The organism is Actinoplanes sp. NPDC051475 (assembly GCF_040689425.1).
In the GTDB taxonomy this organism is placed as follows: domain Bacteria; phylum Actinomycetota; class Actinomycetes; order Mycobacteriales; family Micromonosporaceae; genus Actinoplanes.
In genome coordinates this window covers 177,631-201,064 of record NZ_JBFAZZ010000005.1, presented here as the reverse complement: position 1 = coordinate 201,064, position 23,434 = coordinate 177,631, and the positions used below count along the sequence as shown (strand labels likewise).

19 protein-coding genes and 1 tRNA gene are annotated in these 23,434 nt (G+C 70.7%); 11 read left to right on the top strand and 9 right to left on the bottom strand.

Going from position 1 to position 23,434, the window contains the following annotated elements; all coding sequences use genetic code 11:
- Window positions 1-219: 219 nt before the first annotated feature.
- Window positions 220-1,152 (bottom strand): LysR family transcriptional regulator, encoded by a 933-nt coding sequence (locus tag AB0368_RS12690; RefSeq protein ID WP_366153976.1) that lies wholly within the window; start codon window positions 1,150-1,152, stop codon window positions 220-222.
- Between the two features lie 93 nt (window positions 1,153-1,245).
- Between AB0368_RS12690 and AB0368_RS12685 the strand changes: the two genes are divergently transcribed.
- Window positions 1,246-2,061, top strand: a complete 816-nt coding sequence (locus tag AB0368_RS12685) for a hypothetical protein (protein WP_366153975.1) — start codon at window positions 1,246-1,248, stop codon at window positions 2,059-2,061.
- Window positions 2,062-2,592: 531 nt separating this feature from the next.
- Here AB0368_RS12685 and AB0368_RS12680 read toward each other — a convergent pair.
- From AB0368_RS12680 to AB0368_RS12670, 3 genes are all read right to left on the bottom strand, one after another.
- Window positions 2,593-2,664: transfer RNA gene (locus AB0368_RS12680), tRNA-Arg, on the bottom strand.
- A gap of 54 nt (window positions 2,665-2,718) precedes the next feature.
- Window positions 2,719-3,393 carry a DUF305 domain-containing protein gene (locus AB0368_RS12675; RefSeq protein ID WP_366153974.1) on the bottom strand — a complete coding sequence of 225 codons (675 nt, stop codon included), beginning with the start codon at window positions 3,391-3,393 and terminating at the stop codon, window positions 2,719-2,721.
- The gene (locus AB0368_RS12670; RefSeq protein WP_366153973.1) at window positions 3,393-4,208 is read right to left on the bottom strand and encodes a DUF3105 domain-containing protein; all 816 of its coding nucleotides are present in this window, start codon (window positions 4,206-4,208) and stop codon (window positions 3,393-3,395) included. The genes AB0368_RS12675 and AB0368_RS12670 overlap by 1 nt, the downstream gene beginning before the upstream one ends.
- Window positions 4,209-4,305: 97 nt before the next feature.
- On the opposite strand from AB0368_RS12670, the gene argS reads away from it, so the two are divergent.
- The 5 genes from argS (at window position 4,306) to thrC (ending at window position 10,157) form a co-directional block, all read left to right on the top strand.
- Entirely contained in the window at window positions 4,306-5,970 is a 1,665-nt protein-coding gene (gene argS / locus AB0368_RS12665; protein WP_366153972.1) for an arginine--tRNA ligase, read from the top strand.
- A 3-nt stretch (window positions 5,971-5,973) separates the two neighbouring features.
- Window positions 5,974-7,359: a diaminopimelate decarboxylase gene (gene lysA, locus AB0368_RS12660; RefSeq protein WP_366153971.1), complete on the top strand. Its 1,386-nt coding sequence runs from the start codon at window positions 5,974-5,976 to the stop codon at window positions 7,357-7,359.
- Complete coding sequence (locus AB0368_RS12655) at window positions 7,356-8,669, top strand: homoserine dehydrogenase (protein ID WP_366153970.1); 1,314 nt, start codon at window positions 7,356-7,358, stop codon at window positions 8,667-8,669. The genes lysA and AB0368_RS12655 overlap by 4 nt, the downstream gene beginning before the upstream one ends.
- A 2-nt stretch (window positions 8,670-8,671) precedes the next feature.
- The gene (locus AB0368_RS12650; protein WP_366153969.1) at window positions 8,672-9,040 is read left to right on the top strand and encodes a VOC family protein; all 369 of its coding nucleotides are present in this window, start codon (window positions 8,672-8,674) and stop codon (window positions 9,038-9,040) included.
- A gap of 67 nt (window positions 9,041-9,107) precedes the next feature.
- On the top strand, window positions 9,108-10,157 hold the full coding sequence (gene thrC, locus AB0368_RS12645) for a threonine synthase (RefSeq protein WP_366153968.1): 1,050 nt from the start codon (window positions 9,108-9,110) through the stop codon (window positions 10,155-10,157).
- On the opposite strand, the gene AB0368_RS12640 is transcribed toward thrC, so the two are convergent.
- On the bottom strand, window positions 10,098-10,607 hold the full coding sequence (locus AB0368_RS12640; RefSeq protein ID WP_366153967.1) for a MarR family transcriptional regulator: 510 nt from the start codon (window positions 10,605-10,607) through the stop codon (window positions 10,098-10,100). The genes thrC and AB0368_RS12640 overlap by 60 nt on opposite strands.
- Before the next feature lie 86 nt (window positions 10,608-10,693).
- On the opposite strand from AB0368_RS12640, the gene AB0368_RS12635 reads away from it, so the two are divergent.
- A complete protein-coding gene (locus AB0368_RS12635) occupies window positions 10,694-14,068 on the top strand; it encodes an efflux RND transporter permease subunit (RefSeq protein ID WP_366153966.1) in 3,375 nt (1,124 codons plus the stop codon).
- A 59-nt stretch (window positions 14,069-14,127) separates the two neighbouring features.
- On the top strand, window positions 14,128-15,423 hold the full coding sequence (locus AB0368_RS12630) for an MFS transporter (RefSeq protein ID WP_366153965.1): 1,296 nt from the start codon (window positions 14,128-14,130) through the stop codon (window positions 15,421-15,423).
- Here the strand turns inward: AB0368_RS12630 and AB0368_RS12625 are convergent.
- The gene (locus AB0368_RS12625; RefSeq protein WP_366153964.1) at window positions 15,420-15,851 is read right to left on the bottom strand and encodes a hypothetical protein; all 432 of its coding nucleotides are present in this window, start codon (window positions 15,849-15,851) and stop codon (window positions 15,420-15,422) included. The two genes, AB0368_RS12630 and AB0368_RS12625, sit on opposite strands and share 4 nt — an antisense overlap.
- Window positions 15,852-15,936: 85 nt before the next feature.
- On the opposite strand from AB0368_RS12625, the gene thrB reads away from it, so the two are divergent.
- From thrB to AB0368_RS12610, 3 genes are all read left to right on the top strand, one after another.
- A complete protein-coding gene (gene thrB / locus AB0368_RS12620) occupies window positions 15,937-16,872 on the top strand; it encodes a homoserine kinase (RefSeq protein WP_366153963.1) in 936 nt (311 codons plus the stop codon).
- 298 nt (window positions 16,873-17,170) lie between these two features.
- Window positions 17,171-19,357 (top strand): transcription termination factor Rho, encoded by a 2,187-nt coding sequence (gene rho / locus AB0368_RS12615; RefSeq protein WP_366153962.1) that lies wholly within the window; start codon window positions 17,171-17,173, stop codon window positions 19,355-19,357.
- A gap of 160 nt (window positions 19,358-19,517) precedes the next feature.
- Window positions 19,518-20,672 (top strand): nitric oxide synthase oxygenase, encoded by a 1,155-nt coding sequence (locus AB0368_RS12610; RefSeq protein WP_366153961.1) that lies wholly within the window; start codon window positions 19,518-19,520, stop codon window positions 20,670-20,672.
- On the opposite strand, the gene AB0368_RS12605 is transcribed toward AB0368_RS12610, so the two are convergent.
- From AB0368_RS12605 to AB0368_RS12595, 3 genes are read right to left on the bottom strand one after another with little or no spacing between them, the layout of a single operon-like run.
- A complete protein-coding gene (locus AB0368_RS12605; RefSeq protein ID WP_366153960.1) occupies window positions 20,669-21,301 on the bottom strand; it encodes an RNA ligase family protein in 633 nt (210 codons plus the stop codon). The two genes, AB0368_RS12610 and AB0368_RS12605, sit on opposite strands and share 4 nt — an antisense overlap.
- Window positions 21,301-22,197: an AAA family ATPase gene (locus AB0368_RS12600; RefSeq protein ID WP_366153959.1), complete on the bottom strand. Its 897-nt coding sequence runs from the start codon at window positions 22,195-22,197 to the stop codon at window positions 21,301-21,303. Before AB0368_RS12600 ends, AB0368_RS12605 begins: the two co-directional genes overlap by 1 nt.
- Window positions 22,194-23,270 carry an RNA ligase gene (locus tag AB0368_RS12595; protein WP_366153958.1) on the bottom strand — a complete coding sequence of 359 codons (1,077 nt, stop codon included), beginning with the start codon at window positions 23,268-23,270 and terminating at the stop codon, window positions 22,194-22,196. The genes AB0368_RS12600 and AB0368_RS12595 overlap by 4 nt, the downstream gene beginning before the upstream one ends.
- Window positions 23,271-23,434 lie beyond the last annotated feature (164 nt).

Genomic DNA, 23,434 nt, shown 5'->3' with positions numbered 1-23,434 from the left:
GAATGTCCTGGTGAGATCTCGTGCCCCCGGCTGGAGATGGACCTGCGCTTCATCAGTGCCTCAATGGCGGTGTTGACCTGGCTTTTTGCGCGGCTCACCTCGACGTTCGTCGCCTTCTTGAGTGCGCAGGTTGGTGCCCTGGTCAGCGTCAGCGTGGGCAGGCGGATCGACCGCCTGACCTTCGCGACGGGCCGGAAAGACGATCCCATTCGGATGGTCTCAAGGCATGGTTTCGATGTCCCGGCGGTCCTGCGCGATCGCGGTGGCTGCTTCTCGCAGCGCCTTCTCCACGGCGGTGACGGCCGGGGCGTCCGCGGCGGCGACGCGGGTGGCGGTGAAGATCGTGCGTTGGAGGCGTCCTTCGCGGAGCGGGTGTGCGGCGACCTGGGGTAGCGCCGCGGTCAACAGTGCGGGCAGGAGGGCGATGGCTCTCCGGGATGCGACGAGGGCGCCTAGGACGAGTCCGTCGTCGCTTCGGTGCTGGATGCGGGGTTCGAAGCCGGCGAGCCGGTTGCAGACGTTGCGCAGGACCGCGTCCAGTCCGGTGCCGCGGTGGCCGGTGGCCCACGCGGCGTCTTCGCAGGCGGTCAGCGCGATGGGCGATGGCGTGGACAGTGGGTGGTCGGGGTGTACGGCGAGGAGGACGTCTTCGCGCATGAGGTCCCGCCGGTTGATGTCGCGTTGCCGCGCGACCGGGACCGGGTCGTATTCGATGCCGACGACGAGGTCGACGGCCCGCGAGCGTAGCTCCTCCAGCGCTGGGGTGGTTTCGCGTTGGTGGACCTCGACCTGCAGGTTCGGGGCGGTGGAGGCGAGTTCCTCCAGTGTTGCGGGTAGGAGCGCGAGCGCGGGTGTCTGCACGATGGTCATGCGCAGGCGCCCGCCGGGTGTGTCGTCGAGGGTGGATAGTTCGGCGCGGACGGCTTCGTCGGCGGCGAGCGCGTCTGCCGCGTAGGAGGCCAGTCGACGCCCGGCCGGGGTGAGCTCGACGTTGCGGCCGACACGGCGCAGCAATGGAACGCCCGCTTCCCGTTCGAGCTGGGCCAGTTGGACCGACACGCTCGACGGGCTGTAAGACAGGGCGTCGGCGACCGCTGCGACTGTGCCGAGCCGAGCGAGCTGATCCAGCAGCCGTAGTCGTCGCAGCTCCATCGTTCGGATTCTTGCATGATTTCTCGTCGAAAACATGCGCTGGACCCGAAGGGTTGGGCCGGGGATCTTTAATCCATGGTCTTCGTCTCGCTCTTGCTCGCCCCGGCCGTAATGGCGACAGCCGCCCTGATCGAACGGCGGCTCGGTCCGGCGGCGGCCGGCTGGATCGCGGCCCTGCCGGTGGCGTTCGCCGTGGCGGTGGTGGCCGTCGCCGCCGACACGACGCCGAACGCGGCCGCCTCGATGGCCTTGAGCGCGGCCACGCACCTCCTTGCGCAGGTGGCCTTCGGCGTCGCTTTCGCTCGGGTTCTGCGGCGGGGCGGTCTCGTGTTCGGTATCGGGGCCGGCGCCGTGGCCTACCTCGTTTGCTCAGTGCTCGTCTGGTACCTGCCCGATGCGCTTTCGATCGGCGTCGCGGTAGGCGCCCTCGCGGCTGGGCCGCGGCTGATGCCCGCCGGACAACTGCGGCGGCCGGCGCCTCGCCACTGGTCGAGCACCGCACTGACCTGTCTGAGCGCGGCCGTCGTCGTGGGTTTCGCGGTGGTGAGCCGTCGGCTCGCCGGCCCCGACATCGCCGGAGCGATCGCCGCCTTCCCGACGATGTGCACGACGCTCACCGTGGTCACCGTGGCCAGGGACGGCGCCTCGGCCGGGATTCACGCGCTCGGCGGTCTCGTCCGCAGCCTGCCCTGCTATTTCGCCTTCTGCCTGGTCGTCGCGTTCAGCGCCCCGGTGGTCGGCATTGCCGCCGTCGGGCTCGGCTTGCTCGCCTGCCTCGGCGTGGCAACGTTCACCTGGAGGCGAGTCCCGAAAGCCCCGACCGCCGGCATTTCTCATCACGAGCCCGACCTCTCAGCTCACGTCGCGTCCGCCCTGGTACCCGCTCGGCCGGCCGCGCTGCGGCCCTGAACCGACACGACTCGACCATGGTGGAGGACGACGATGGCTGACGACGGCGAACACCGCGTCGGCCCGGCTGCGGCTGGGTATCGCTTCGCCGCGTACGGAACCCTGGCGCCCGGCCGTCCGAGCCACCACCAACTCGACGGGCTCGACGGCCACTGGTTCGAGGGCCAAGTGCACGGAAGGTTCGTCGATGCTGGCTGGGGCGCCGATCTGTGCTTCCCGGGCACTCGCTCTCGACCCCAGCGGTGACCGCATCGACGTTTACGTCTTCGAGTCGCTGTGCCGGGGGACCAACTGCTGGCCGGACCAAGGTCCCGTAGGGCGGCGCCGACGGATGTCCGGCTGGTCGGCCGCCGCCGCGAATCCACCGGCCGCAGGTTGCTGGCTCGCCGCAACCAAGCCCACTTCGGCAGCGTGCATGACAGAGGCCCAGCCGAATGACTGGGGCCTCTGGACGCTGATCAGCAAAGCGTGAAGGTGGCGTTGATGTGCAGCTCACGATCAATCACGCTGCGTTGTTGCAGTTCTGTGACGTGCCCCCGGCAGGATTCGAACCTGCGCTTTCGCCTCCGGAGGGCGACGCTCTATCCCCTGAGCTACGGGGGCTCAGCGAGGGGAAGCCTAGCAGACCTCCTCAGGCCCGCCGAACGGGTTACCCCCTCAGCCGTTCTTGAGCTTGGCGAGCAGCCCGTCGATCAGATTGATCTCACTTTGCTGGCCCGCGACCATCGTTTTGGCGAGTCCCGTGACGTTCTCGTCGTCGGAGAGTTCGATGATCGCCTGGGCCATGTGGATGCCGCCCAGGTGGTGCTGGCGCATCAGGGTGAGGTACTGCACGTCGAGGTCGTTGCCCGTGGCTTTACGGAGGGTCGCCAGCTGATCGGGGGTCGCCATGCCCGGCATGAGGCCGTTGCGGACCGAGCCCGCCCCGTCCGGCATCCAGGACATCGCCGGGCGGGTGCCGGTGAGGCTCAGGTTCCAGTCGCGCAGCCAGGCCTTCATGGTGCTGATCTGGCCGTGCTGGGTGAGGGCGATGTCGCCGGAAAGGGTGACGATCTCCGGGTTCGCCGAGTTGGCATGCTCGATCATGGACATCTCCACCGCCTGGGCGTGGTGGGTGCTCATGTCGCGCAGGAAGCCCGCCTCGGGCGAGTCGTCGCCCGGCTTGCCGAGGTGGCGGGCGCCCAGGAAGCCGACCGCCGCGCCCAGCAGCAGGCCCACGATCAGGACCAGGGCCAGCCGGCCCGGGCCGGACCCGCGGGTGCCGGCGGGGGTGGTGCCGTCGGCCGGCGCGGCGGCCGGGGCCGCCGCGTCCGGGCCGGTGGACACAGACATCAGTTGCCCTGCTGGGGCATTCCGGCACCGGCAGCCGCCGCCTGGACCGGGCCGGTGGTGGTGTTGCCGCCGGAGCAGGCCGCGTCGGGCTCCTTGGTGGCGTTCACCCGCAGGTCCTTGATGAATTCGTCGATGCGCTTGTCGCCGGCGTTGTCGACCTTGAGCTGGTAGCCCCACGCCTGCAGCGAGATGTTCTTGTCGAGGTTGGCGACCGGGCTCATGAGCATGTAGTCCTTGCCCTGAACCTTCTCCTGGAGCTTGGCGACCTGGTCCGCGGCGAGGCCCTGCTTGTACGTCACCCAGACGGCGCCGTGCTCGAGGCTGTGGACCGCGTGCTCGTTGGCGATCGGCTCGGGGTAGACGTCACCCATGCAGTTCTGCCAGACGGAGTTGTGCGCGCCGCCCACCGGCGGGTTGGTCTCGTACGTCAGCGGGCCGTCCTTGTGCTCCTGCGAGTCGAGCTTCGGGTTCTTCTGCTCGCGGTAGTTGACGATGCCCTCGATGTCGGCCGCCTTGTCCTCCCAGGAGCGGCTGCCCTTGACCGAGGCGAACACGCCGTACCCGATGATGCCGATGGCGATGAGCACCACGAGGCCGGCCACCGCGATCGGGCCCCAGTTGCGGCCGCCGCTGACCTTGACCGGGGTGATCGGCTTGCGGCCCTTGCCGCCGCCCTTGCCGGCCGGACGCGGGCCGCCGGGCTTGCCCGGGGACGGGGGCTTCTTCCCCGCGGCGGGCGGCTTGCCCTGTCCCGACGTCTTGTCGACCTTCACGGTGGACGGGACCCGCTCGGGCCCCGGTGTGCTCATACTCATCGTGCCTCGTCAATTCGTGGGGATGGGTCGGGCCGGGCCCGCGCGCAGGCCCCGGTACGCCGCCGGGCGCCAAAGTCTACCCGGATAGCATGGCTCAGTGACCCCAGCTGACCTCGCTGCCACCGTACTCACAGCTGCGCGTGCCGTATTCGTCACGCGTGGCCTCGACGTCACCTTGCTGCCCGAGACGGCGACGGTGGAGCGACCCCGTAACCCCGAGCACGGCGATTACGCCTCGACCATGGCCATGCAGCTCGGCAAGAAGGCCGGCGTGGCGCCCCGTGAGCTGGCCACGGCGCTGGCCGAGGAGCTGAGCAGCCGCCCCGGGATCAAGTCGGTGGAGATCGCCGGCCCGGGCTTCCTGAACATCCGGCTCGACGCCGCGGCCGCCGGTGTGCTGGCGCGCGACGTGGTGCTCGCGGGACGGGAGTACGGCCACACCGAACGCCTCGCCGGTCAGCGCATCAACCTGGAGTTCGTCTCCGCCAATCCCACCGGCCCCGTGCACATCGGTGGTGTCCGGTGGGCCGCCGTCGGTGACGCGCTCTCCCGGCTGCTGCGCGCGTCGGGCGCCGACGTCGGCACGGAGTATTACTTCAATGACGCCGGCTCGCAGATCGACCGGTTCGCCCGGTCCCTGCTGGCCGCTGCCAAGGGGGAGCCCGCGCCGGAGGACGGCTACGGCGGTGCGTACATCGCCGAGATCGCCGAGGCGGTCCGGGCCGAGGTTCCGGGCGTCACGGCGATGGCCGAGCCCGAGGCGCTGGAGACGTTCCGGGTCGAGGGCGTGAAGTTGATGTTCGCTGAGATCCGGCAGTCGCTGGACGAGTTCGGCGTGCACTTCGACACGTACTTCAACGAGAAGGACCTGCATGACCGCGGCGAGCTCCAGGAGGCTCTGGACCGGTTGCGCGAGCAGGGTCATGTGTACGATTCCGACGGCGCGACCTGGCTGCGGACGACCGACTTCGGCGATGACAAGGACCGGGTGCTGCGCAAGTCCGACGGCGACTGGACGTACTTCGCCGCCGACTGCGCGTACTACCTGGACAAGCGCAAGCGGGGCTTCGACCGGGTCGTCATCATGCTGGGCGCCGACCACCACGGCTACATCGGCCGGATGAAGGCGATGGCGGCGTGCTTCGGCGACGACCCGGCGGCCACCCTCGAGATCCTCATCGGCCAGCTGGTCAACCTGGTCCGCGACGGCGAGCCGGTGCGGATGAGCAAGCGCGCCGGCACGGTGGTGACGCTCGAGGACTTCGTCGACGCTCTGGGTGTCGACGCCACGCGCTATGCCCTCGCCCGCTATTCGTCCGATTCCCCCATCGACATCGACATCGACCTGTGGACCCGGGCAAAAAGCGACAACCCCGTCTACTATGTCCAATATGTCGCCGCCCGGTCGGCCAGCGTCGCGCGGCAGGCGGCCACGGTGGGGCTGAGCCGCGGGGAGCCCGGCGACTTCAAGCCCGAGCTGCTCGTCCACGAGAGGGAGAACGACCTGCTCAAGGCGATCGGTGAGTATCCGGCCGTCGTGGGCAGCGCGGCCGAGCTGCGGGAGCCGCACCGGGTAGCCCGGTATCTGGAAGACCTGGCGGGCGACTATCACCGGTTCTTCGACAAGTGCCGGGTGACCCCGATGGGGGACGAAGAGATCAACGACTTGCACCGGGCCCGCCTGTGGCTGAACGACGCCACCCGAACGGTGATCGCGAACGGTTTGGGACTGCTGGGCGTCTCCGCACCCGAGAGGATGTAAGGCATGCGGGCACACGAGGCCGGGGCGCTGCACGGCGACATCGGCAACCGGGGTCCGGCGTGGCTGCGCCTCCCCGAGGACGTGAACGCGCTGGTGCCGGCGCTGTGGCCGCGTACGGTCACCCGTACCGGAGAAGGCGCTCTTGAGATCGGCGGGGTGAGCGTCCTCGACCTGGCGGCGGAGCACGGCACCCCGGCGTACCTGTTGGACGAGGCCGACCTGCGGGCGCGCTGCCGTGATTTCGCGGCGGCCTTCGCCGGCGCGGACGTCTACTACGCGGGCAAGTCCTTCCTGTGCAAGGCCGTCGTCAAGGTGATCGACGAGGAGGGGCTCTTCCTCGACGTCTGCTCCGGAGGTGAGCTGGCGGTCGCCCTGGCCGCGGGCTTCCCGGCCGAGCGCATGGGCTTCCACGGCAACAACAAGTCGGTCTCGGAGCTGCGCCGGGCGCTCGACGCCGGGGTCGGCCGGATCATCCTCGACTCGTTCCAGGAGATCGACCGGCTGACCGCGCTCGCCCAGGAGACCGGCGAGCGGCCGGCGGTGCTGATCCGCGTGACGGTCGGTGTCGAGGCGCACACCCACGAGTTCATCGCCACCGCGCACGAGGATCAGAAGTTCGGCTTCTCGCTGGCCGGCGGCGCCGCGTTCGAGGCCGCGATCCGGGTTCTCGACGAGGGCGTGCTCGACCTGCGCGGCCTGCACTCGCACATCGGCTCGCAGATCTTCGACACCTCGGGCTTCGAGGTTTCCGCCCGGCGGGTGCTCGAGCTCCAGGCGCAGATCCGCGACGCCCGCGGCGTGGAGCTGGCGGAGCTGGACCTCGGCGGCGGCTTCGGCATTGCGTACACGACCCAGGACGACCCGTCGCCCGCCGCCGACCTCGCCAAGCGGATCAACAAGATCGTCGACGCCGAGTGCGCCGCCGAGAACCTGCGGCGGCCCAAGCTCTCGATCGAGCCGGGCCGGGCCATCGTGGGACCGGCCGTCCTCACCCTGTACGAGGTGGGCACGGTCAAGAACGTCGACGGCATCCGCACCTACGTGAGTGTGGACGGCGGGATGAGCGACAACATCCGTACGGCGCTCTACGACGCGTCGTACTCGGCCACACTCGCCGGCCGGGCCTCGCCGGCGCCCCCGATGCTCGCCCGCGTCGTGGGAAAGCATTGTGAATCCGGGGACATCGTCGTGAAGGATGAATTCCTGCCCGCCGACGTGCAGCCCGGAGATCTTGTCGCGGTGCCCGGCACGGGGGCGTACTGCCGGAGCATGGCCAGCAACTACAACCACGTGCCCCGCCCGCCGGTGGTCGCCGTCCGTGACGGTGCCTCGCGGGTGATCGTCCGCCGGGAGACCGAAGAAGATCTGCTCGCATTGGATGTGGGATGAGTTCTGGTAAGCCTGCGGTACGTCTGGCCCTGCTCGGCTGCGGCACGGTGGGCAGCGAGGTCGTCCGCCTCCTGCACGAGCAGGCCGATGATCTGACGGCCCGGATCGGGGCGCCGCTCGAGCTCGTCGGCATCGCCGTGCGCCGGCTGGGCCGCGAGCGGGGCAACCTGCCGGTGGACCCGGCCATGTTCACGACGGACGCGCTCGGCCTGGTCAAACGTGACGACGTGGACGTGGTGATCGAGGTCGTGGGCGGCATCGAGCCGGCCCGCTCCTGGCTGACCGAGGCGCTGCGGACCGGCAAGAGCGTGGTGACGGCCAACAAGGCCCTGCTCGCCGAGGACGGCGCGACGCTGCACGACGCCGCCGCTGAGGGCGGGGCGGACCTCTATTACGAGGCCTCGGTCGCCGGCGCCATCCCGCTGTTGCGCCCGCTGCGCGAGTCGCTGCACGGCGACCGGGTGACTCGCGTCACCGGCATCGTCAACGGCACCACCAACTTCATCCTGTCGTCGATGGACGCCAGCGGAGCCGGCTTCGGCGATGCACTGGACGAGGCCACCGAGCTCGGGTACGCGGAAGCCGACCCGACCGCCGACGTCGAGGGCTTCGACGCCGCCGCGAAGGCCGCCATCCTGGCCTCCCTCGCCTTCCACACCCGGGTGACCGCGGCCGACGTCTTCCGCGAGGGCATGACCGCCGTGACCGCGGCCGACATGGCCAGCGCCAAGGAGATGGGCTGCACGATCAAGCTGCTGTGCCTCGCCGAGCGCGGCGCGGACTCCGCCGGGAACGAGTCGGTCAGCGTGCGCGTGCACCCGGCGATGATCCCGCGCAGCCACCCGCTGGCCGGCGTCGGCGACGCGTTCAACGCGGTCTTCATCGAGGCCGAGGCCGCGGGGCAGCTGATGTTCTACGGCCGGGGAGCCGGGGGTACGCCCACAGCCAGCGCGGTGCTCGGCGACATCGTGGCGGCGGCGCGAAACCGCCTCTCGGGCACCCGCGCGCCGAGCGAGAGCGCGTACGCCCACCTGCCGATCCGCCCGATCGGCGAGGCGATGACCCGCTACCACATCAGCCTGGACGTAGCCGACCGTCAGGGCGTGCTCGCGACCGTCGCCGGCGTGTTCGCCAAGCACGAGGTGTCGATCGCGACGGTGCGCCAGTCGGGCCGCGACGAGGACGCCACGCTGGTCATCGTCACGCACGGCGCGCCGGACGCCAATCTCGCGGCCACCGTGGAGGATCTGCGCTCGCTGGACATCGTACGGTCGATCGCGAGCGTGCTCCGCGTCGAGGGAGGGGCCTGATCATGCTGGACCACGTCGGTTTCCAGTGCGCGGACCTGGCCGCGAGCGCGGCCTTCTACGACAAGGTCCTCGCTCCGCTCGGCCTGCGCCGGATGATGGACTACAAGGTCGCCCTGGGGTACGGCGACACGTTCCCGGACTTCTGGATCGGCGAGTTCACCTCGGGGGAGGGCTTCCGCGAGTCGCACATCGCGTTCAAGGCGGCCGACCGGGCGGCGGTGGACGCGTTCTTCGCGGCGGCGGTCGAAGCGGGCGCCGAGGTGCTGCACGAGCCGGCGGTCCACCCCGAGTACCACGAGCACTATTACGGCACGTTCGTCCGCGACCCGGACGGCAACAACGTGGAGGCCGTGGCCCACGGTCCCGCATAGTGGATGTCTGGTCTCGCCATTCGGCGGCTTGGTGCATCCTTCAGCAAGTCAGAGGAGAGGAAAGACCATGTGGCGGGGACTGATCGAGGCGTACCGTGACCGGCTCCCGGTCTCGGCGGCCACCCCGGTGGTCACGCTGCACGAGGGCAACACACCCCTCGTGCCCGCTCCCGTGCTCTCCCGCCGGACCGGCGCCGACGTCTACCTGAAGGTCGAGGGCGCCAACCCCACCGGCTCCTTCAAGGACCGCGGCATGACCATGGCCGTCTCCAAGGCGGTCGAGGAGGGCTCCAAGGCGATCATCTGCGCCTCCACCGGCAACACCAGCGCGTCGGCGGCGGCGTACGCAGCCCGCGCCGGGCTGACCTGCGCGGTGCTGGTGCCCCAGGGCAAGATCGCGCTCGGCAAACTGGCCCAGGCCCTCGTGCACGGCGCCAAGCTGCTCCAGGTCAACGGCAACTTCGACGACTGCCTCGCGCTCGCCTCGAAGCTGTCCCAGGACTTCCCGGTCTCCCTGGTCAACTCGGTCAACATCTTCCGCCTGCACGGCCAGAAGACGGCCGCCTTCGAGATCGTCGAGGCGCTCGGCACCGCCCCGGACATCCACTGCCTGCCGGTCGGCAACGCGGGCAACATCTCCGCGTACTGGATGGGCTACCAGGAGGACCACGAGGCGGGCAACTCCAAGGTCCTGCCCAAGATGTACGGCTTCCAGGCCGCGGGCGCGGCCCCGATCGTCAACGGCAAGGTGGTGCCCGAGCCGTCGACCATCGCCACCGCCATCCGCATCGGCAACCCGGCGAGCTGGACGAAGGCACTGGACGCCCGGGACCACTCCGGCGGCCTGATCTCCGCGGTGACCGACCGGGAGATCCTCTCGGCGTACCGGCTGCTGGCCCGCGAGGTCGGCGTGTTCGTGGAACTCGGCAGCGCGGCCAGCGTGGCGGGGCTGCTCCAGCAGGCGGAGGCGGGCATGATCCCGTCCGGCGCGACGGTGGTCTGCACGGTCACCGGTCACGGCCTCAAGGACCCGGAGTGGGCCATCTCCACGGCGCCGTCACCGACCACCATCCACAACGACGTCCTCGCCGCTGCCCGAGCGCTCGACCTCGCCTGAGGCGTTCTCGGCCGATTCCTCGGTGGCGACGCGCACCAGCGCCACCATCGCGTCGCGTACCGTCAGAAGCTCGTCGTCCGTCAGCTTCTTCAGCAGTCTGAGCTGCTTGTCCGCGCCCGCCGTGATGATCCGGGAGATCAGCTCCCGGCCGGCCGGGCTGAGCGAGATGCGCCGCACCCGGCGGTCGCTCGGATCCTCCGCCCGGGTCGCCAGATCGTGGGCCACCAGCCGGTCCACCATGCCGCTGAGCGTCGCCAAGCTGACCCCGAGCAGGCCGGCCAGTTCCCGCCCCGACGTGTCGCCCAATCTGTAGAGAAGCAACAAGATCTTCAGCTGCGGCATGGTGAGCTGGGACGCGAAGAGCGGATCCGAGCGGTCGTACGCGAACAGGTGCTGGAGCTGCTGTTGCGCGCCCATGATGTCGGCGATGAGTCGTTCGTTCCCGGCCACCGCACCTCCTGCCTTCACCCCGGCGAAAACCATTTGTTCGCGTGGGGCAAACTATATGCCTTGGACGAACTTTCCCGGGGGAGCACATGTCATTCCTGACCAGGCTCAGTCTCGCCAACCGAGGGCTGGTGGCCCTCATCGCGGTGGTGATCGCGGGCTTCGGCATCTACACGATTCCATCCCTCAAGCAACAGCTCCTGCCGTCGCTGGAATTTCCCGGCGCCTTCATCGGCGTGGTCGTGCCGGGCGCCAGCCCGGAGATCATGGAGGAGCAGGTCACCAAGCCGATCGAGGACGCCGTCAAGGGCGCCGACGGCCTGGACACCATCCAGTCGACCACCCGTGAGGGTTCGGCCACGATCCTGGTGCAGTACGAGTTCGGCACCGACCTCGACAACGCCATCAACCAGCTGACCACCTCGGTCAACCGGATCCAGCCCACGCTGCCCGACGGCGTCGAGCCGACCATCTTCGCCGGCGGCACCGACGACATCCCGGCGATCGTCCTCGCGGCCACCGGCGGCTCCGGCGAGTCCGACCTCGCGCAGCGCCTCGAGCGCAACGTCGTGCCCGAGTTGAACGAGATCGAGGGCGTCCGCGACGTCCAGGTCACCGGCACGCGCAAAGAGCAGGTCGTGATCAAGCCCGACCCGGCCAAGCTGGCCGCCGCCGGTGCCGACCCGCGCGCGATCGCCACCCTGCTGCAGAACAACGGCATCTCGGTGCCGGCGGGCGCCCTCACCGACGGCGACCGCTCACTCAGCGTCCAGGTGGGCAGCCCGATCAGCACGGTCGACCAGCTCCGCGCGCTCTACCTCACCGGCAGGAAGGGCCCGGTCAAGCTCGGCGACGTCGCAGCGGTCACCAGCGAGCTCGCCACGGCCACCTCGTTCACGCGTACGGACGGCGTCGAGAGCCTGGGTCTCGCGGTCACCGCCGCGCCCGACGGCAACGCCGTGGCCATCTCTCAGGCCGTACGGGACAAGCTCGCCGACCTGGAAGCGAGCTCCGGCGCCAAGCTCACCGTCATCACCGACCAGGCGCCGTTCGTCGAGCGGTCCATCGCGAGCCTCACCACCGAGGGCCTGCTCGGCCTGATCATGGCGGTCATCGTCATCCTGGTGTTCCTGCTGTCGGTTCGGTCCACGCTGGTCACCGCGGTGTCCATCCCGCTGTCCGTGCTGATCGCGCTCATCGGGCTCTGGATCGGCGACTATTCGCTCAACCTGCTCACCCTCGGCGCGCTCACCATCGCGGTCGGCCGCGTCGTGGACGACTCGATCGTGGTGCTCGAGAACATCAAACGGCATCTCGGGTACGGCGAAGCCAAGGTGCACGCCATCATGTCCGGCGTGAAGGAGGTCGCCGGCGCGGTGACCGCCTCCACGCTGACCACGGTGGCCGTCTTCGCCCCGATCGCCCTCGTCGGCGGCTTCGTGGGCCAGCTGTTCGCCCCGTTCGCCATCACCGTCACCGTGGCGCTGGTCGCCTCGCTCTTCGTGTCGCTGACCGTCGTACCGGTGCTCGCGTACTGGTTCCTGCGGCCCGCCGCCGGCGGCAGCGAGTCCGAGGCCGTGCGCCTCGCGGCCGAGGAGAAGGAGCTGCGCAGCCCGCTGCAGCGGACCTACCTGCCACTCATCCGCTGGGTGACACGCAGCCGCGCGACCCGCTGGATCACCGTCGGGGTCGGCGTTCTGGTGCTCATCGGCACCCTGGGCCTGGCCAGCCGCCTCGAGACGAACTTCCTCGACGAGTCCGGTCAGGACTTCATCACCGTCTCCCAGGACCTGCCGGTCGGCACCAGCCTCGCCGCGACGAACGAGGCCGCCAAGAAGGTCGAGGCGGTGCTCGCGTCCCGCGAGGACGTCGAGACCTACCAGGTCACGGTCGGCAACGGCGAGTTCAACCCGTTCGCGAACTCCGGCGGGGCCAGCGGCGCCAGCTTCAACGTGGCGCTCAAGGCCGACGCCGACGCGAGCAAGATCTCCGACGAACTGCGCAAGCAGTTCGAGGGCATGTCGGACGTCGGCGAGGTCACCGTCGGCGGGGACAACGGTACGGGCTTCGCCGCCGACCAGCTGGCGGTCGTGGTGCAGGCGGCCGACCAGGACACCCTGACGGCCGCGACGAAGCAGGTCCAGGACGCGATGGCCGGCACCCAGGGCGTCAAGGACGTCAAGACCTCGCTGGCGGCGAGCGTGCCGCGCCTCGACGTCGTGGTGGACCGCGCCGAGGCCGCCCGCCGCGGCCTGACCGAGGCCGCGGTCGCCCAGGCGGTCGCCGGCTCGTTCCGCTCGGCGCCGGCCGGTCAGATCACGGTCGACGGGTCCAGCCGCGACGTCGTCGTCACCCTCGGCGCCCCGCCGTCGGACGCCGCCGCGCTGCGCAAGCTCCCGGTGACCACGCCGAGCGGCCGTCCCGTGCCGCTGGACACCGTGGCCGACGTCAAGGAGGTCGCCGGCCCGGAGGAGGTCACCCGGATCGACGGCAACCGCAGCGTCACGGTCACCGGCACCGCCACCGGCTCCAACGTCGGCGCCGCGACCAAGGACCTCACCAAGCGGGTCGACGCGCTGACCCTGCCCGGCGGTGCCACGGCCTCGATCGGGGGCGTCAGCCAGGACCAGGCTGAGGCCTTCGCCGACCTCGGCCTGGCCGTCCTGGCGGCCATCGCGATCGTCTTCGTGATCATGGTGGCGACGTTCCGGAGCCTGCTCCAGCCGCTCCTGCTGCTCATTTCTATCCCGTTCGCCGCCACCGGCGCGATCGCCCTGCTCCTGGCCACCGGCACCCCGCTCGGCGTACCGGCCCTGATCGGCGTGCTGATGCTGGTCGGCATCGTGGTCACGAACGCGATCGTGCTCATGGACCTGGTGAACCACTACCGGGTCGCGGGCATGGGCATCCAGGAGGCGGTCGTCGAGGGCGGCCGGCACCGCCTGCGCCCCATCCTCATGACGGCCATCGCGACGATCTTCGCGCTGCTGCCGATGGCCCTGGGCCTGACGGGCGAGGGCGGCTTCATCTCGCAGCCGCTGGCGATCGTCGTGATCGGCGGCCTGGTGAGCTCCACGCTGCTGACGCTGGTCCTGGTGCCGGTGCTCTACACGATGGTGGAGAACACCAAGCTCAAGGGCCGCGAACGCCGGGAGCGCCGGCGGGCCCGCAAGGCCCTGAAGGCCGCCGGGGGCGAGGCCACGCCCGCCGATCTTGCCACGGCGGCCGGCTCGGCCGGGGCGGTGGGGACGCCGAAGCACGCCGCGGACGGCCCGGACGCCGTGGTGCCGGACGACTCGGTGCCGGATTCGAGCGGTGGGGCCCACGAAGCCCCGGAGAGTGAGCCGGCGGGCAACCCGGCCCACTCGACCGCCGAATCGCAGAGCGGGGCGCTGCGGGGCTACACGGACCAGTTCGAGGTCCTGCGGATGCCACGCCGCCCGGCGACCCCGCCGCCCGCCTGATCGGAAAGCGACACCGGCCGTCCCCACGTCTGCGGGGGCGGCCGGTACTCTCTGCGTACGTGGCGACTCCCTTCTCGGTCCTTACGGCCAACCGCGACTTCCGGCGCCTGTTCGCGGCCGAACTCGTGGTCTTCGGCTCCGACTGGTTCGTCATGGTGCCGCTGCTCGTGCTCCTGCCCGAACTCACCGGCAGCGGCGTCTGGGGCGCGCTCGTGCTCGCCGCCGACACCGGGATCACCGCGGTGCTGCTGCCGTACGCCGGCACCGTCGCCGACCGGCTGGACCGCCGCACGATCCTCATCGCGGCGAACGTCGCGGCCCTGGTCGCCACGCTGCTGCTTTTCGTCGTCCGGTCGGCGGCTACCGCCCCGCTGGCCGTGGTCGCCATCGGCGCGGTGGCCGTCGCCAAGGCGTTCTACTCCCCGGCCGCCTCGGCCGCCCTGCCGAACGTGGTGGATCCCGCAGACCTCGCCGCGGCCAACGCCGTCGCCGGGTCCGCCTGGGGCACGATGACCATCGTCGGAGCGTCCCTCGGCGGCATCGTGAGCAGCGCCGCCGGGCCGTACGTGAGCTTCGCCGTGGCCGCGGCGAGCCTGTTCACCGCCGCGGTCCTGACGTTCACGATCCGGCGTCCTCTCCAGGCCCCGCGAGACCCCTCGGCGCCGCCGCCGCGTACGTGGCACGCCCTCGTGGAGGCGTTGCGGTACATCGGCGCCCGTCCGCGCATCCGAGCCCTGGTGACGGTGAAGTCGGCGGTCGGCCTGGGCAACGGCGTCCTGACCGTCTTTCCCCTGCTCGCGGGCCTGTACGGAGTGGGCGCCCTGGGCGCGGGCCTGCTCTTCGCCGTACGCGGCGCCGGCGCGCTGGTCGGGCCGCTCGTGATGCGGCCGGTGCTCAACCACCGTTCGTGGCTGCTGCCGGGCCTGGCCCTGTCGATGAGCCTCTACGGCCTCGGCTACCTCGGCGTCGCGCTGGCGCCGTGGTTCCCGCTCGTGCTCGCGCTGGTCTTCGTGGCCCACTTCGCGGGCGGCACGAACTGGGTGCTGTCGAACTACGCGCTGCAGGGTGAGGTGCCGGACCGGCTCCGGGGCCGGGTCTTCGCCACGGACATGATGCTCGCGACGCTGGCCATCTCGGCCAGTCAGCTCGGGGCGGCGCTGTTCGTCGACCACGTCGACGAGCGGGTGATCCTGGCGAGCTGCGGCCTCATCACGCTGGTCTACGCGATCGGCTGGCGGATCGCGACCCGTAACCAGTCACTGGACGACGCCACGCCGAGCAGCCTGGCGGACGTTACGCCGGGGGGCGAGCCGAGCGGGGACAGTCCCCGCGGCGCCGAGTCCCCGACCGTCTAGGGGGCACCGTGATAGCCCGGAGGCGGCCCGCCCGGCGGCTGAGAGCCCGGAGCCCCGGGAGTCGGGAACGCGTATGGCGAGGGCTCGAACGGCCCGCCACCGCCGGGCGCCCGGGTGACCACCGCCGCGATCAGCAGCCCCACACCCGCCGCCATCAGCGTGCTCAGCACGAGGCCCACCCCGAAGGTCACCATGCCGTAGGTGCTCGGCCGGTAGTCGAGGGAGCGGATGAGCTGCGGAAACACGATGAACCACACCGCGCCGAGGAGCTCGCCCAGGACCAGCGCCGCCAGCCCGAGCCGGGCCAGCATGGTGCTTCGGGGACCCAGGCGGGCCTTCCGGGACGTCACCAGGGCCAGGCCGGCGATCAGCACGGCCAGCACCGGCAGGTGGGTGAGGACGCCCGAGAACAGGTATCCGACGGTCATGGCCGTTGACCGTAGCCGAGGGGTGCGACATCAAGCGGGTCCGCCGGGTGACGCGCCGTCGATGATCTAGGCCTAGCATGTGGCGATGGGCCTGACCTTCGTCTCCGAGCCGGTGCGGGTGCGGACCCCGGCCACCAGCGCCAATCTCGGTCCGGGGTTCGACACGCTGGGCCTGGCGCTCACCCTCTACGACGACCTGTCCGCTCGGGTCACCGGCGACGGGTTCACGGTGTCCGTGACCGGGGAGGGCGCCGGCGAGCTGCCGGGCGACGAGTCGCACCTGGTCGTGCGGGCGATGCTGCGCACCTTCGACGAGCTGGGCGGCCGGCCGGCCGGGGTCGCCGTGGAGTGCGTCAACCGGATCTCGCAGGCCCGCGGGCTGGGTTCATCCTCGGCCGCCATCGTCGGCGGCGTTCAGCTGGCCCGCGGGCTGGTCGAGGAGCAGATCTCGGACGAGGACGCGCTGCGGATCGCCGCCGAGCTCGAGGGCCACCCCGACAACGTCGCGCCGTGCCTGCTCGGCGGGTTCACCATTGCCTGGTCCGAGGGGTCCGGTGCGCGGGCCGTGCGGTTGGCGGCGGCTGCGGACGTACATCCGACGCTTTTTGTCCCTCAGGAACGTGGCCTGACCTCGACGGCGCGGGCGGCTCTGCCGGCGAGCGTGCCGCACGCGGACGCCTCTTTCAACGCCGGGCGGGCCGCTCTGCTGGTCCATGCGCTGACCACGGCGCCGGAACTGCTCTTCGCGGCGACCGAGGACCGGCTGCACCAGGGCTACCGGGCCGAGGCGATGCCCGGTACGGCGTCACTTGTCGCATCGTTGCGGTCGCTCGGCGTGGCGGCTGTGGTCAGTGGTGCGGGGCCGACCGTGCTGGCTTTGAGCCCCGTACCTGCGGATTTCCACCCGGGAACAGCATGGCGCGCCCAGGCGTTGGGCGTGGATGCCACCGGAGCCCTTGCCCGAGGGAGTATGGTGGAACACGCCGAGCGGGACCCTGTTGCCGCAGGTCGCAAGAGTTGACTACGCTCAAGACCTAGCACAGCCGCGAAGCAAGCGATCTCTGCGGTTCGGCGCGCACCCCCGAGACTTGTGCCGATCTGGTTCGTCTCATTCTCTTTCGAGGCACACGCCGGGCAGCAGGCCATCAGATCGCTGCACTCGCCGAGACCTACCCGTCATTGTCGGACGGGTCGGGAAACCGTCGAGCTGCCGTGCTGCAAACTCCCGCGCCGCAGGTGCGAAGCGGGTTCCGAGGGCACCCGGCCACCAGGCTGCTGCAGACCCGGGTGGTCTTGGCTTTTTCGACGGAAGGAATCCATTGAGCGACACCACCGACGTGACGTCGGGTGTTTCTGACGTCGCTGATGACGGCGCCACCACCGCGGCTGTCACCAAGCGCCGCCGCGGCGGCACCGGGCTGTCCGCGATGCTGCTGCCCGAGCTGCAGAGTCTCGCTGCCTCCCTCGGCATCTCCGGGACCGCCCGGATGCGCAAGGGTGAACTGATCACCGCGATCTCCGAGCGCCAGAACGGCGGGGCCGCCGCCCCCGCCGCGGAGTCGGCCCCCCGGGCGCGCCGCACCAACAGCTCGTCGAGCCGGGGCGAGACTGCGTCTCGCGCGCAGACGGCGGCTCCGGTCGACGCCGCGCCGCCGGCCGAGCCGGCCCGCACCGAGCCGGTCCGCACCGAGCCGGCCCGCATTGAGTCGGCCCGCACTGAGCCGGCCCGCACTGAGCCGGCCCGCACCGAGCCGGTACGCACCGAGTCGGTACGCACCGAGTCGGCCCCCGCGGCCGAGCAGCAGCCCGCCTCGGCGCCGGCCGTCGTGCAGACCGCCGGCGCTCCGGCGACCGAGCAGGCCCCCGCGACCGAGCAGGGCGAGCCGGAGCAGGGCCGCCGCAACCGTCGCGACCGCCAGGACCGCCCGGAGCGCGAGCCCCGCGAGCAGGGCGACGCCCGTACCGAGGGCGCCGACACCGGCGAGCGCACGGAGCGCGACCGCGGCGACCGCCCGGAGCGTGGCGACCGCAACCGCGACCGCCAGCGCAACCAGCAGCGTCCCGAGAACGGCGAGCGCAACGACCGGGACCGCAACAGCAACGACCGGGACCGCAACAACAGCGACCGGGACCGCAACAGCAACGATCGGGACCGCAACGACCGCGGTCCGCGCAACGACAGCCACGACGAGGACGACAACGACGGCGGCGAGGGCGGACGGCGCAGCCGGCGCAGTCGTTTCCGGGACCGTCGCCGTGGCCGGGACCGCGACGGCGGCGACGGCGGGGGCGGGGGCGGCGGCGGCCGTGAGACCGGCCGTGAGACCGGCCGTGAGGGCGGCCGCGAGCCGCACGTCAACGAGGACGACGTCCTCGTGCCGGTGGCCGGCATCCTCGACGTGCTCGACAACTACGCGTTCGTGCGTACGACCGGATACCTCTCCGGCCCGAACGACGTGTACGTGTCGATGTCGCAGGTGAAGAAGCACGGCCTGCGCCGCGGTGACGCGGTGACCGGTGCCGTGCGGGCCGCGCCGCGCGACAGCGGGAGCGACCAGCGCCGGGACAAGTACAACCCGCTGGTGCGCCTCGACACGATCAACGGGATGGAGCCCGAGGAGGCCCGGCGCCGTCCCGAGTTCTACAAGCTCACCCCGCTCTACCCGCAGGAGCGTCTGCGGCTGGAGTCCGAGCCGCACATCCTGACCACGCGCGTCATCGACCTGGTGATGCCGATCGGCAAGGGCCAGCGCGCCCTGATCGTCTCGCCGCCGAAGGCCGGCAAGACGATGGTGCTCCAGGCGATCGCCAACGCGATCACGCACAACAACCCCGAGTGCCACCTGATGGTCGTGCTGGTCGACGAGCGGCCCGAAGAGGTCACCGACATGCAGCGCTCGGTCAAGGGCGAGGTCATCGCGGCCACGTTCGACCGGCCGCCGCAGGACCACACCACGGTCGCCGAGCTGGCCATCGAGCGGGCCAAGCGCCTGGTCGAGCTGGGTCACGACGTGGTCGTGCTGCTCGACTCGGTGACCCGGCTCGGCCGGTCGTACAACCTGGCGGCGCCGGCGTCCGGCCGCATCATGTCCGGTGGTATCGACTCGACGGCGCTCTACCCGCCGAAGCGGTTCCTGGGCGCGGCGCGCAACATCGAGAACGGCGGCTCGCTGACCATTCTCGCAACCGCGCTGGTAGAGACCGGCTCGATGATGGACACGGTCATCTTCGAGGAGTTCAAGGGCACGGGTAACGCCGAGCTCAAGCTCGACCGGAAGATCGCCGACCGGCGCACGTTCCCGGCCATCGACATCCACCCGTCCGGCACCCGCAAGGAGGAGATCCTGCTCGGCAAGGAGGAGCTGGCGATCGTCCACAAGCTGCGCAAGGTGCTGAGCTCGCTGGAATCGTCGGCGGCGCTGGACCTCCTGCTCGACCGGCTCAAGCAGTCCCGGACGAACATCGAGTTCCTGATGCAGATCGCCAAGTCGACCCCGGGGGAATGAGTAATCCTCTCGATGTCGATTAGGTAGAGGTCAAAAGCACCCGAAAAGGGGCGGTCACCGCAAGGTGACCGCCCCTTCGTCGCACATCGGGTGCGTTTCGGCTCCTCAGGGGTCGTGCGAACCTCCTGTATCACTCAATCAATCTGGGGGAGGACGCCCGATGATCGTGCCTGGCTACCGGGACCATCCGTCCGAGCCGTGGGACCCCGCCGCCCCGGTCGACCCGGGTGAGGCCGAGGACTTCCTCCGCCAGTGCTACCTGGAGAACCCCCGCCTCGGGCCGGTCGAGCCACGGCTGGCCATCGTGCGCGCCCAGATCGCCGCCACCGGCAGCTACGTCCACACCACCGACGAACTGACGTACGGCGCCAAGATGGCCTGGCGCAACTCGAGCCGCTGCATCGGCCGCCTGTACTGGCGCAGCCTCGTCGTCCTGGACCGCCGCCGGGCGCGTACCGCCGACGAGATCTTCTCCCTGCTCGTGAACCACCTGCAGGCCGCCGGCGGGGGACAGCAGGCCGGCAGGATCCGCCCGGTCATCAGCATCTTCGCCGCGGCCCAGCCCGGCCAGCCGTACGCCAAGGTGTGGAACGAGCAGCTCATCCGCTACGCCGGCTACCGCACCGAGGACGGCGGCGTGGTGGGCGACCCGCGCACCGTCGACTTCACCGAGCGGATGCAGGGCCACGGCTGGCAGGGCAAGGGCGAAGCGTTCGACATCCTGCCGCTGGCCGTCGAGGTGCCGGGCGAGCCCGTACGCCTCTACGAGCTGCCCGAGCGCGCCATCCTCGAGGTGCCCCTGACCCATCCCGAATTCGGCTGGTTCGCGGAACTGGGCCTGCGCTGGCACGCGGTCCCCGCCATCTCCACCATGCGGCTGACCGTCGGCGGCGTGAACTACCCGCTGGCCCCCTTCAACGGCTGGTACATGGGCAGCGAGATCGGCGCCCGCAACCTCGCCGACGCCGACCGCTACGACATGCTGCCCGCCGTCGCCGCCCGCATGGGCCTGGACACCAGCCACGAATCGACGCTGTGGCGCGACCGCGCGCTCGTCGAACTGAACCGCGCGGTGCTCTGGTCGTTCGAGAAGGCCGGCGTGCGGATCAGCGACCATCACACCGAGTCGCAGCGCTTCATCAGCCACCTGCGCAACGAGGAGAAGGCCGGGCGCCCGGTGCCGGCCGACTGGACCTGGATCGTGCCGCCGATCTCCGGCGGGCTCACGCCCGTCTTCCACCGCTATTACCAGGAGATGGACCTGCGTCCGAACTTCTACCCCGGCGAGGAGACCTGCCCGTACGCGAAGGGCTAGGCGAACTCGTTGACCGGGAAGTCGTCGCGGTGCCGCCACGCCGCTTCGGTGCGTACGTGCTCCGGGCGTACCCATTTCAGGAGCTTGAGGGAGAACTCCTCAGCCGGGATGCGACCGGCGCTGCGCACCACGAACCCCTCCGACGTCTCCTGGGTGTGCCGGCGCGCCCACGCCGCCCGCGCCTCGCTCAGGCTGCCGCCGCGGTAGAGCACCGGCACCACCGGCAGTTCCAGCCGCTTCGCCCAGTCGACGGTGTCGTCCCAGCCGAGCAGCGTGTCGGTCTCGTCCCAGATGCCGAAGACGATGAAGACCCCCGGCAGATCCGTGTACGCGATGCTGCGCCGCGCCCACATCGACTCGCCGCAGACCCGCCAGTCGTCGGGGATCCGGTACGCCGTCATCGCCCACAACGCCTTCGCCGGCCGGTCCCACGGGTGGGTGCCGGAGTCGAGGGAGCGGGCGTACATGGCGTCGCGGGTGAAGGTGAGGTTGCCGCCGTCGAGTTTTTCGGTCACGACGAGTTCACCGTCCAACCAGGACAGGTCGTGCTGCACCTTGTCGTCGGCGGTGGCGCCGGGGGAGTCGGGCAGGTGGAAAGTCCGCGGATACTTGCCCACCCGCCCGCTCATCAGAAGTCCCCCTCCGCCACCTGGAAGACGGTCAATCCCAGCGCCCGCCACATGCGCACGACCTGCTGCCGGTCGTCGAACACCCCGACGACCCGCCAGCGGTCCCGGATCTCCTGCTCGAAGATCTCCCGCTTGACGATCGCGTCCTTGCGCGAGTCGCCCTCGGGCCGCATGAAGAGTCCTTCGTACGGCACATTCACGTAAAGGTCCAGCCAGGCCTCGGTCTCCGCCCGGCAGACCGCATCCCGCCCGGAACAGAACACGATGGCGTGGCCGGCCGCGTGCATCGCCCGGACCGCCGCGATCACCGCCGGGTTCGGCAGGTCCGAGCCGACCCGTGACCAGTCGTACGGGCTGCGGCCGTGCATGAGCGCCACCGTGCCGTCGATGTCCACGAGCACGGCCTCGGGCAGCTCGGGATCCGGCTCGTAGACGATGCCGGGGCCGCCCGGATCGACGTACGGGACCGGCAGCGGAAGGTTCTTCCCGGCCAGATACCGCTCGTGCATGCGGCGGATCGCGCCTTCGCCGACCCGCTCCTCCTCCGGCCGTTCGGCGTCGCGGCGGATGCACTCCTCCACCGGTACGTCGGTGAAGTCGTGCACCTCGAGCGTCGCCTGGAACCGGGCCGCGAGCTCCGCCCACTCCCGCACCGTCTTGCCCCGCAGGTTGGTGTCGTCGACGATCACGTCACCGTGCGCGCGCAGCAGCGCCTCGACGGCCGCCCGCTGGGCCTGGGTGACCTGGGCCTCCGCCCGCTGGTGGAAGAGGCGCTCGCCGTGCAGCATCCGCCGCAGGTCGTCGCGGTTCACCCGGACGACCTGCGGCTGCAGCTTGCGCGCGAACGTGGTCTTGCCCGACGCGGGCAGCCCGCGCGTGATCAGCAGTCTGGTCATTCCCCACTCACCTGGCTCCCCGCAGTCAGCTCGCCCGCCGGACGGGCGAGCTGCCACAGGCCGGGACGGTAGTCCTTGCCGTCGAGCCGCAGGAACAGCGCGCCCCGGTGGACGCTGCGCACGGCCCGGGCCGCGAACCCCCGCCGCCCCCAGCCGTCGGGAAGGCTCCCCACGATCGCCGCGAACTCCTTCTCCACCTGCTCGGCCATCTCCTCGACGGCCGCCACGAGCTCGGCCGCGACGCCCGAGACCCACGCGTGGAACTCGTCGGGAAGCGGTGCCGTCAGCGCGTCCAGGTCGCCGCCGGTGGCCAGCACCTCCCATACGGTACGGGCGGAGAGCCCCGTGACGAGCCGGTGCAGCCGGACGTACTCGGCGTACTTGATCTTCACTCGCTCGTCGGTGTCGAGGAAGTGCACCACCAACCCCTCCTTGCCGTCCCGGGGCGGTGCGGCCAGCGCCTCGGCGAGGGTCCCGTACGCGAACGAGTCCACCACCGGCCCCGGCCAGGCCGGCACGCCGCCCGGCCCGAACGTCTGCCCGGTGGCGATGTCGACCGCGCCGAGCAGCACGAGGTCGTCCATGCCGCCGTAGTCCACGACGATCCGGTTGCCCGGGTAGATGATCTCTACGAGCACGGTGAGCCCGGCCGGCGGCGCAAAGCCCGCGTACCGGGTGCGAAGCACCTGGGTGGCGTGCACCGCCTGGTCCGACGCGAACGACCCCCGCGTAGCGACGGCGAGCTGGTCGCCGTCGGGGTAGATGATGCCCATGGATCCGTCCGCCTTGTCCGTCACGGCGACCTTCGCCTCCGGACGGAGAACGGGCGCGTGCGACTCGGTGTGGTTGAAGAACTTCGGCAGGACCCGGGCGAGCACCGCGCCGGTCGACTCGTCCGCGATCAGGCCGCGGCAGGCCAGGGTCACCGGCGTCCAGGCGCCGGCATACTGGCAGGCCTCCGTGTAGTTGTAGATCACGTACGGCCGTGACGGGTGGCGCTGCTTCCGCACGTGCCCGTTTTCGACCGCCGTGGTCAGTTCGACCGGGTCGAGGACATCCGCGAGCAGCGTCATGGCACGTTTCCTTCCGGGTGGGAATGCCTTGAGGGCCGCTCACGTTATCGACCACGGACCAGGAAACGCCTCCTGATTTTCGATCAGGCTCTGTGACATGGCAGACTGGTTCATCGGCCAGCAAAAGGTTCCGGTTCACGCCCTGAGCACTCGGCGACCCGGCG

Bases quoted from the DNA above. Each gene is read 5' to 3' on its own strand.
- AB0368_RS12690 (WP_366153976.1), bottom strand. From the start codon at position 1,152: ATGGAGCTGCGACGACTACGGCTGCTGGATCAGCTCGCTCGGCTCGGC.
- AB0368_RS12675 (WP_366153974.1), bottom strand. From the start codon at position 3,393: ATGTCTGTGTCCACCGGCCCGGACGCGGCGGCCCCGGCCGCCGCGCCG.
- AB0368_RS12670 (WP_366153973.1), bottom strand. From the start codon at position 4,208: ATGAGTATGAGCACACCGGGGCCCGAGCGGGTCCCGTCCACCGTGAAG.
- lysA (WP_366153971.1), top strand. From the start codon at position 5,974: ATGCGGGCACACGAGGCCGGGGCGCTGCACGGCGACATCGGCAACCGG.
- AB0368_RS12655 (WP_366153970.1), top strand. From the start codon at position 7,356: ATGAGTTCTGGTAAGCCTGCGGTACGTCTGGCCCTGCTCGGCTGCGGC.
- AB0368_RS12650 (WP_366153969.1), top strand. From the start codon at position 8,672: ATGCTGGACCACGTCGGTTTCCAGTGCGCGGACCTGGCCGCGAGCGCG.
- thrC (WP_366153968.1), top strand. From the start codon at position 9,108: ATGTGGCGGGGACTGATCGAGGCGTACCGTGACCGGCTCCCGGTCTCG.
- AB0368_RS12635 (WP_366153966.1), top strand. From the start codon at position 10,694: ATGTCATTCCTGACCAGGCTCAGTCTCGCCAACCGAGGGCTGGTGGCC.
- AB0368_RS12625 (WP_366153964.1), bottom strand. From the start codon at position 15,851: ATGACCGTCGGATACCTGTTCTCGGGCGTCCTCACCCACCTGCCGGTG.
- thrB (WP_366153963.1), top strand. From the start codon at position 15,937: ATGGGCCTGACCTTCGTCTCCGAGCCGGTGCGGGTGCGGACCCCGGCC.
- AB0368_RS12610 (WP_366153961.1), top strand. From the start codon at position 19,518: ATGATCGTGCCTGGCTACCGGGACCATCCGTCCGAGCCGTGGGACCCC.
- AB0368_RS12605 (WP_366153960.1), bottom strand. From the start codon at position 21,301: ATGAGCGGGCGGGTGGGCAAGTATCCGCGGACTTTCCACCTGCCCGAC.
- AB0368_RS12600 (WP_366153959.1), bottom strand. From the start codon at position 22,197: ATGACCAGACTGCTGATCACGCGCGGGCTGCCCGCGTCGGGCAAGACC.
- AB0368_RS12595 (WP_366153958.1), bottom strand. From the start codon at position 23,270: ATGACGCTGCTCGCGGATGTCCTCGACCCGGTCGAACTGACCACGGCG.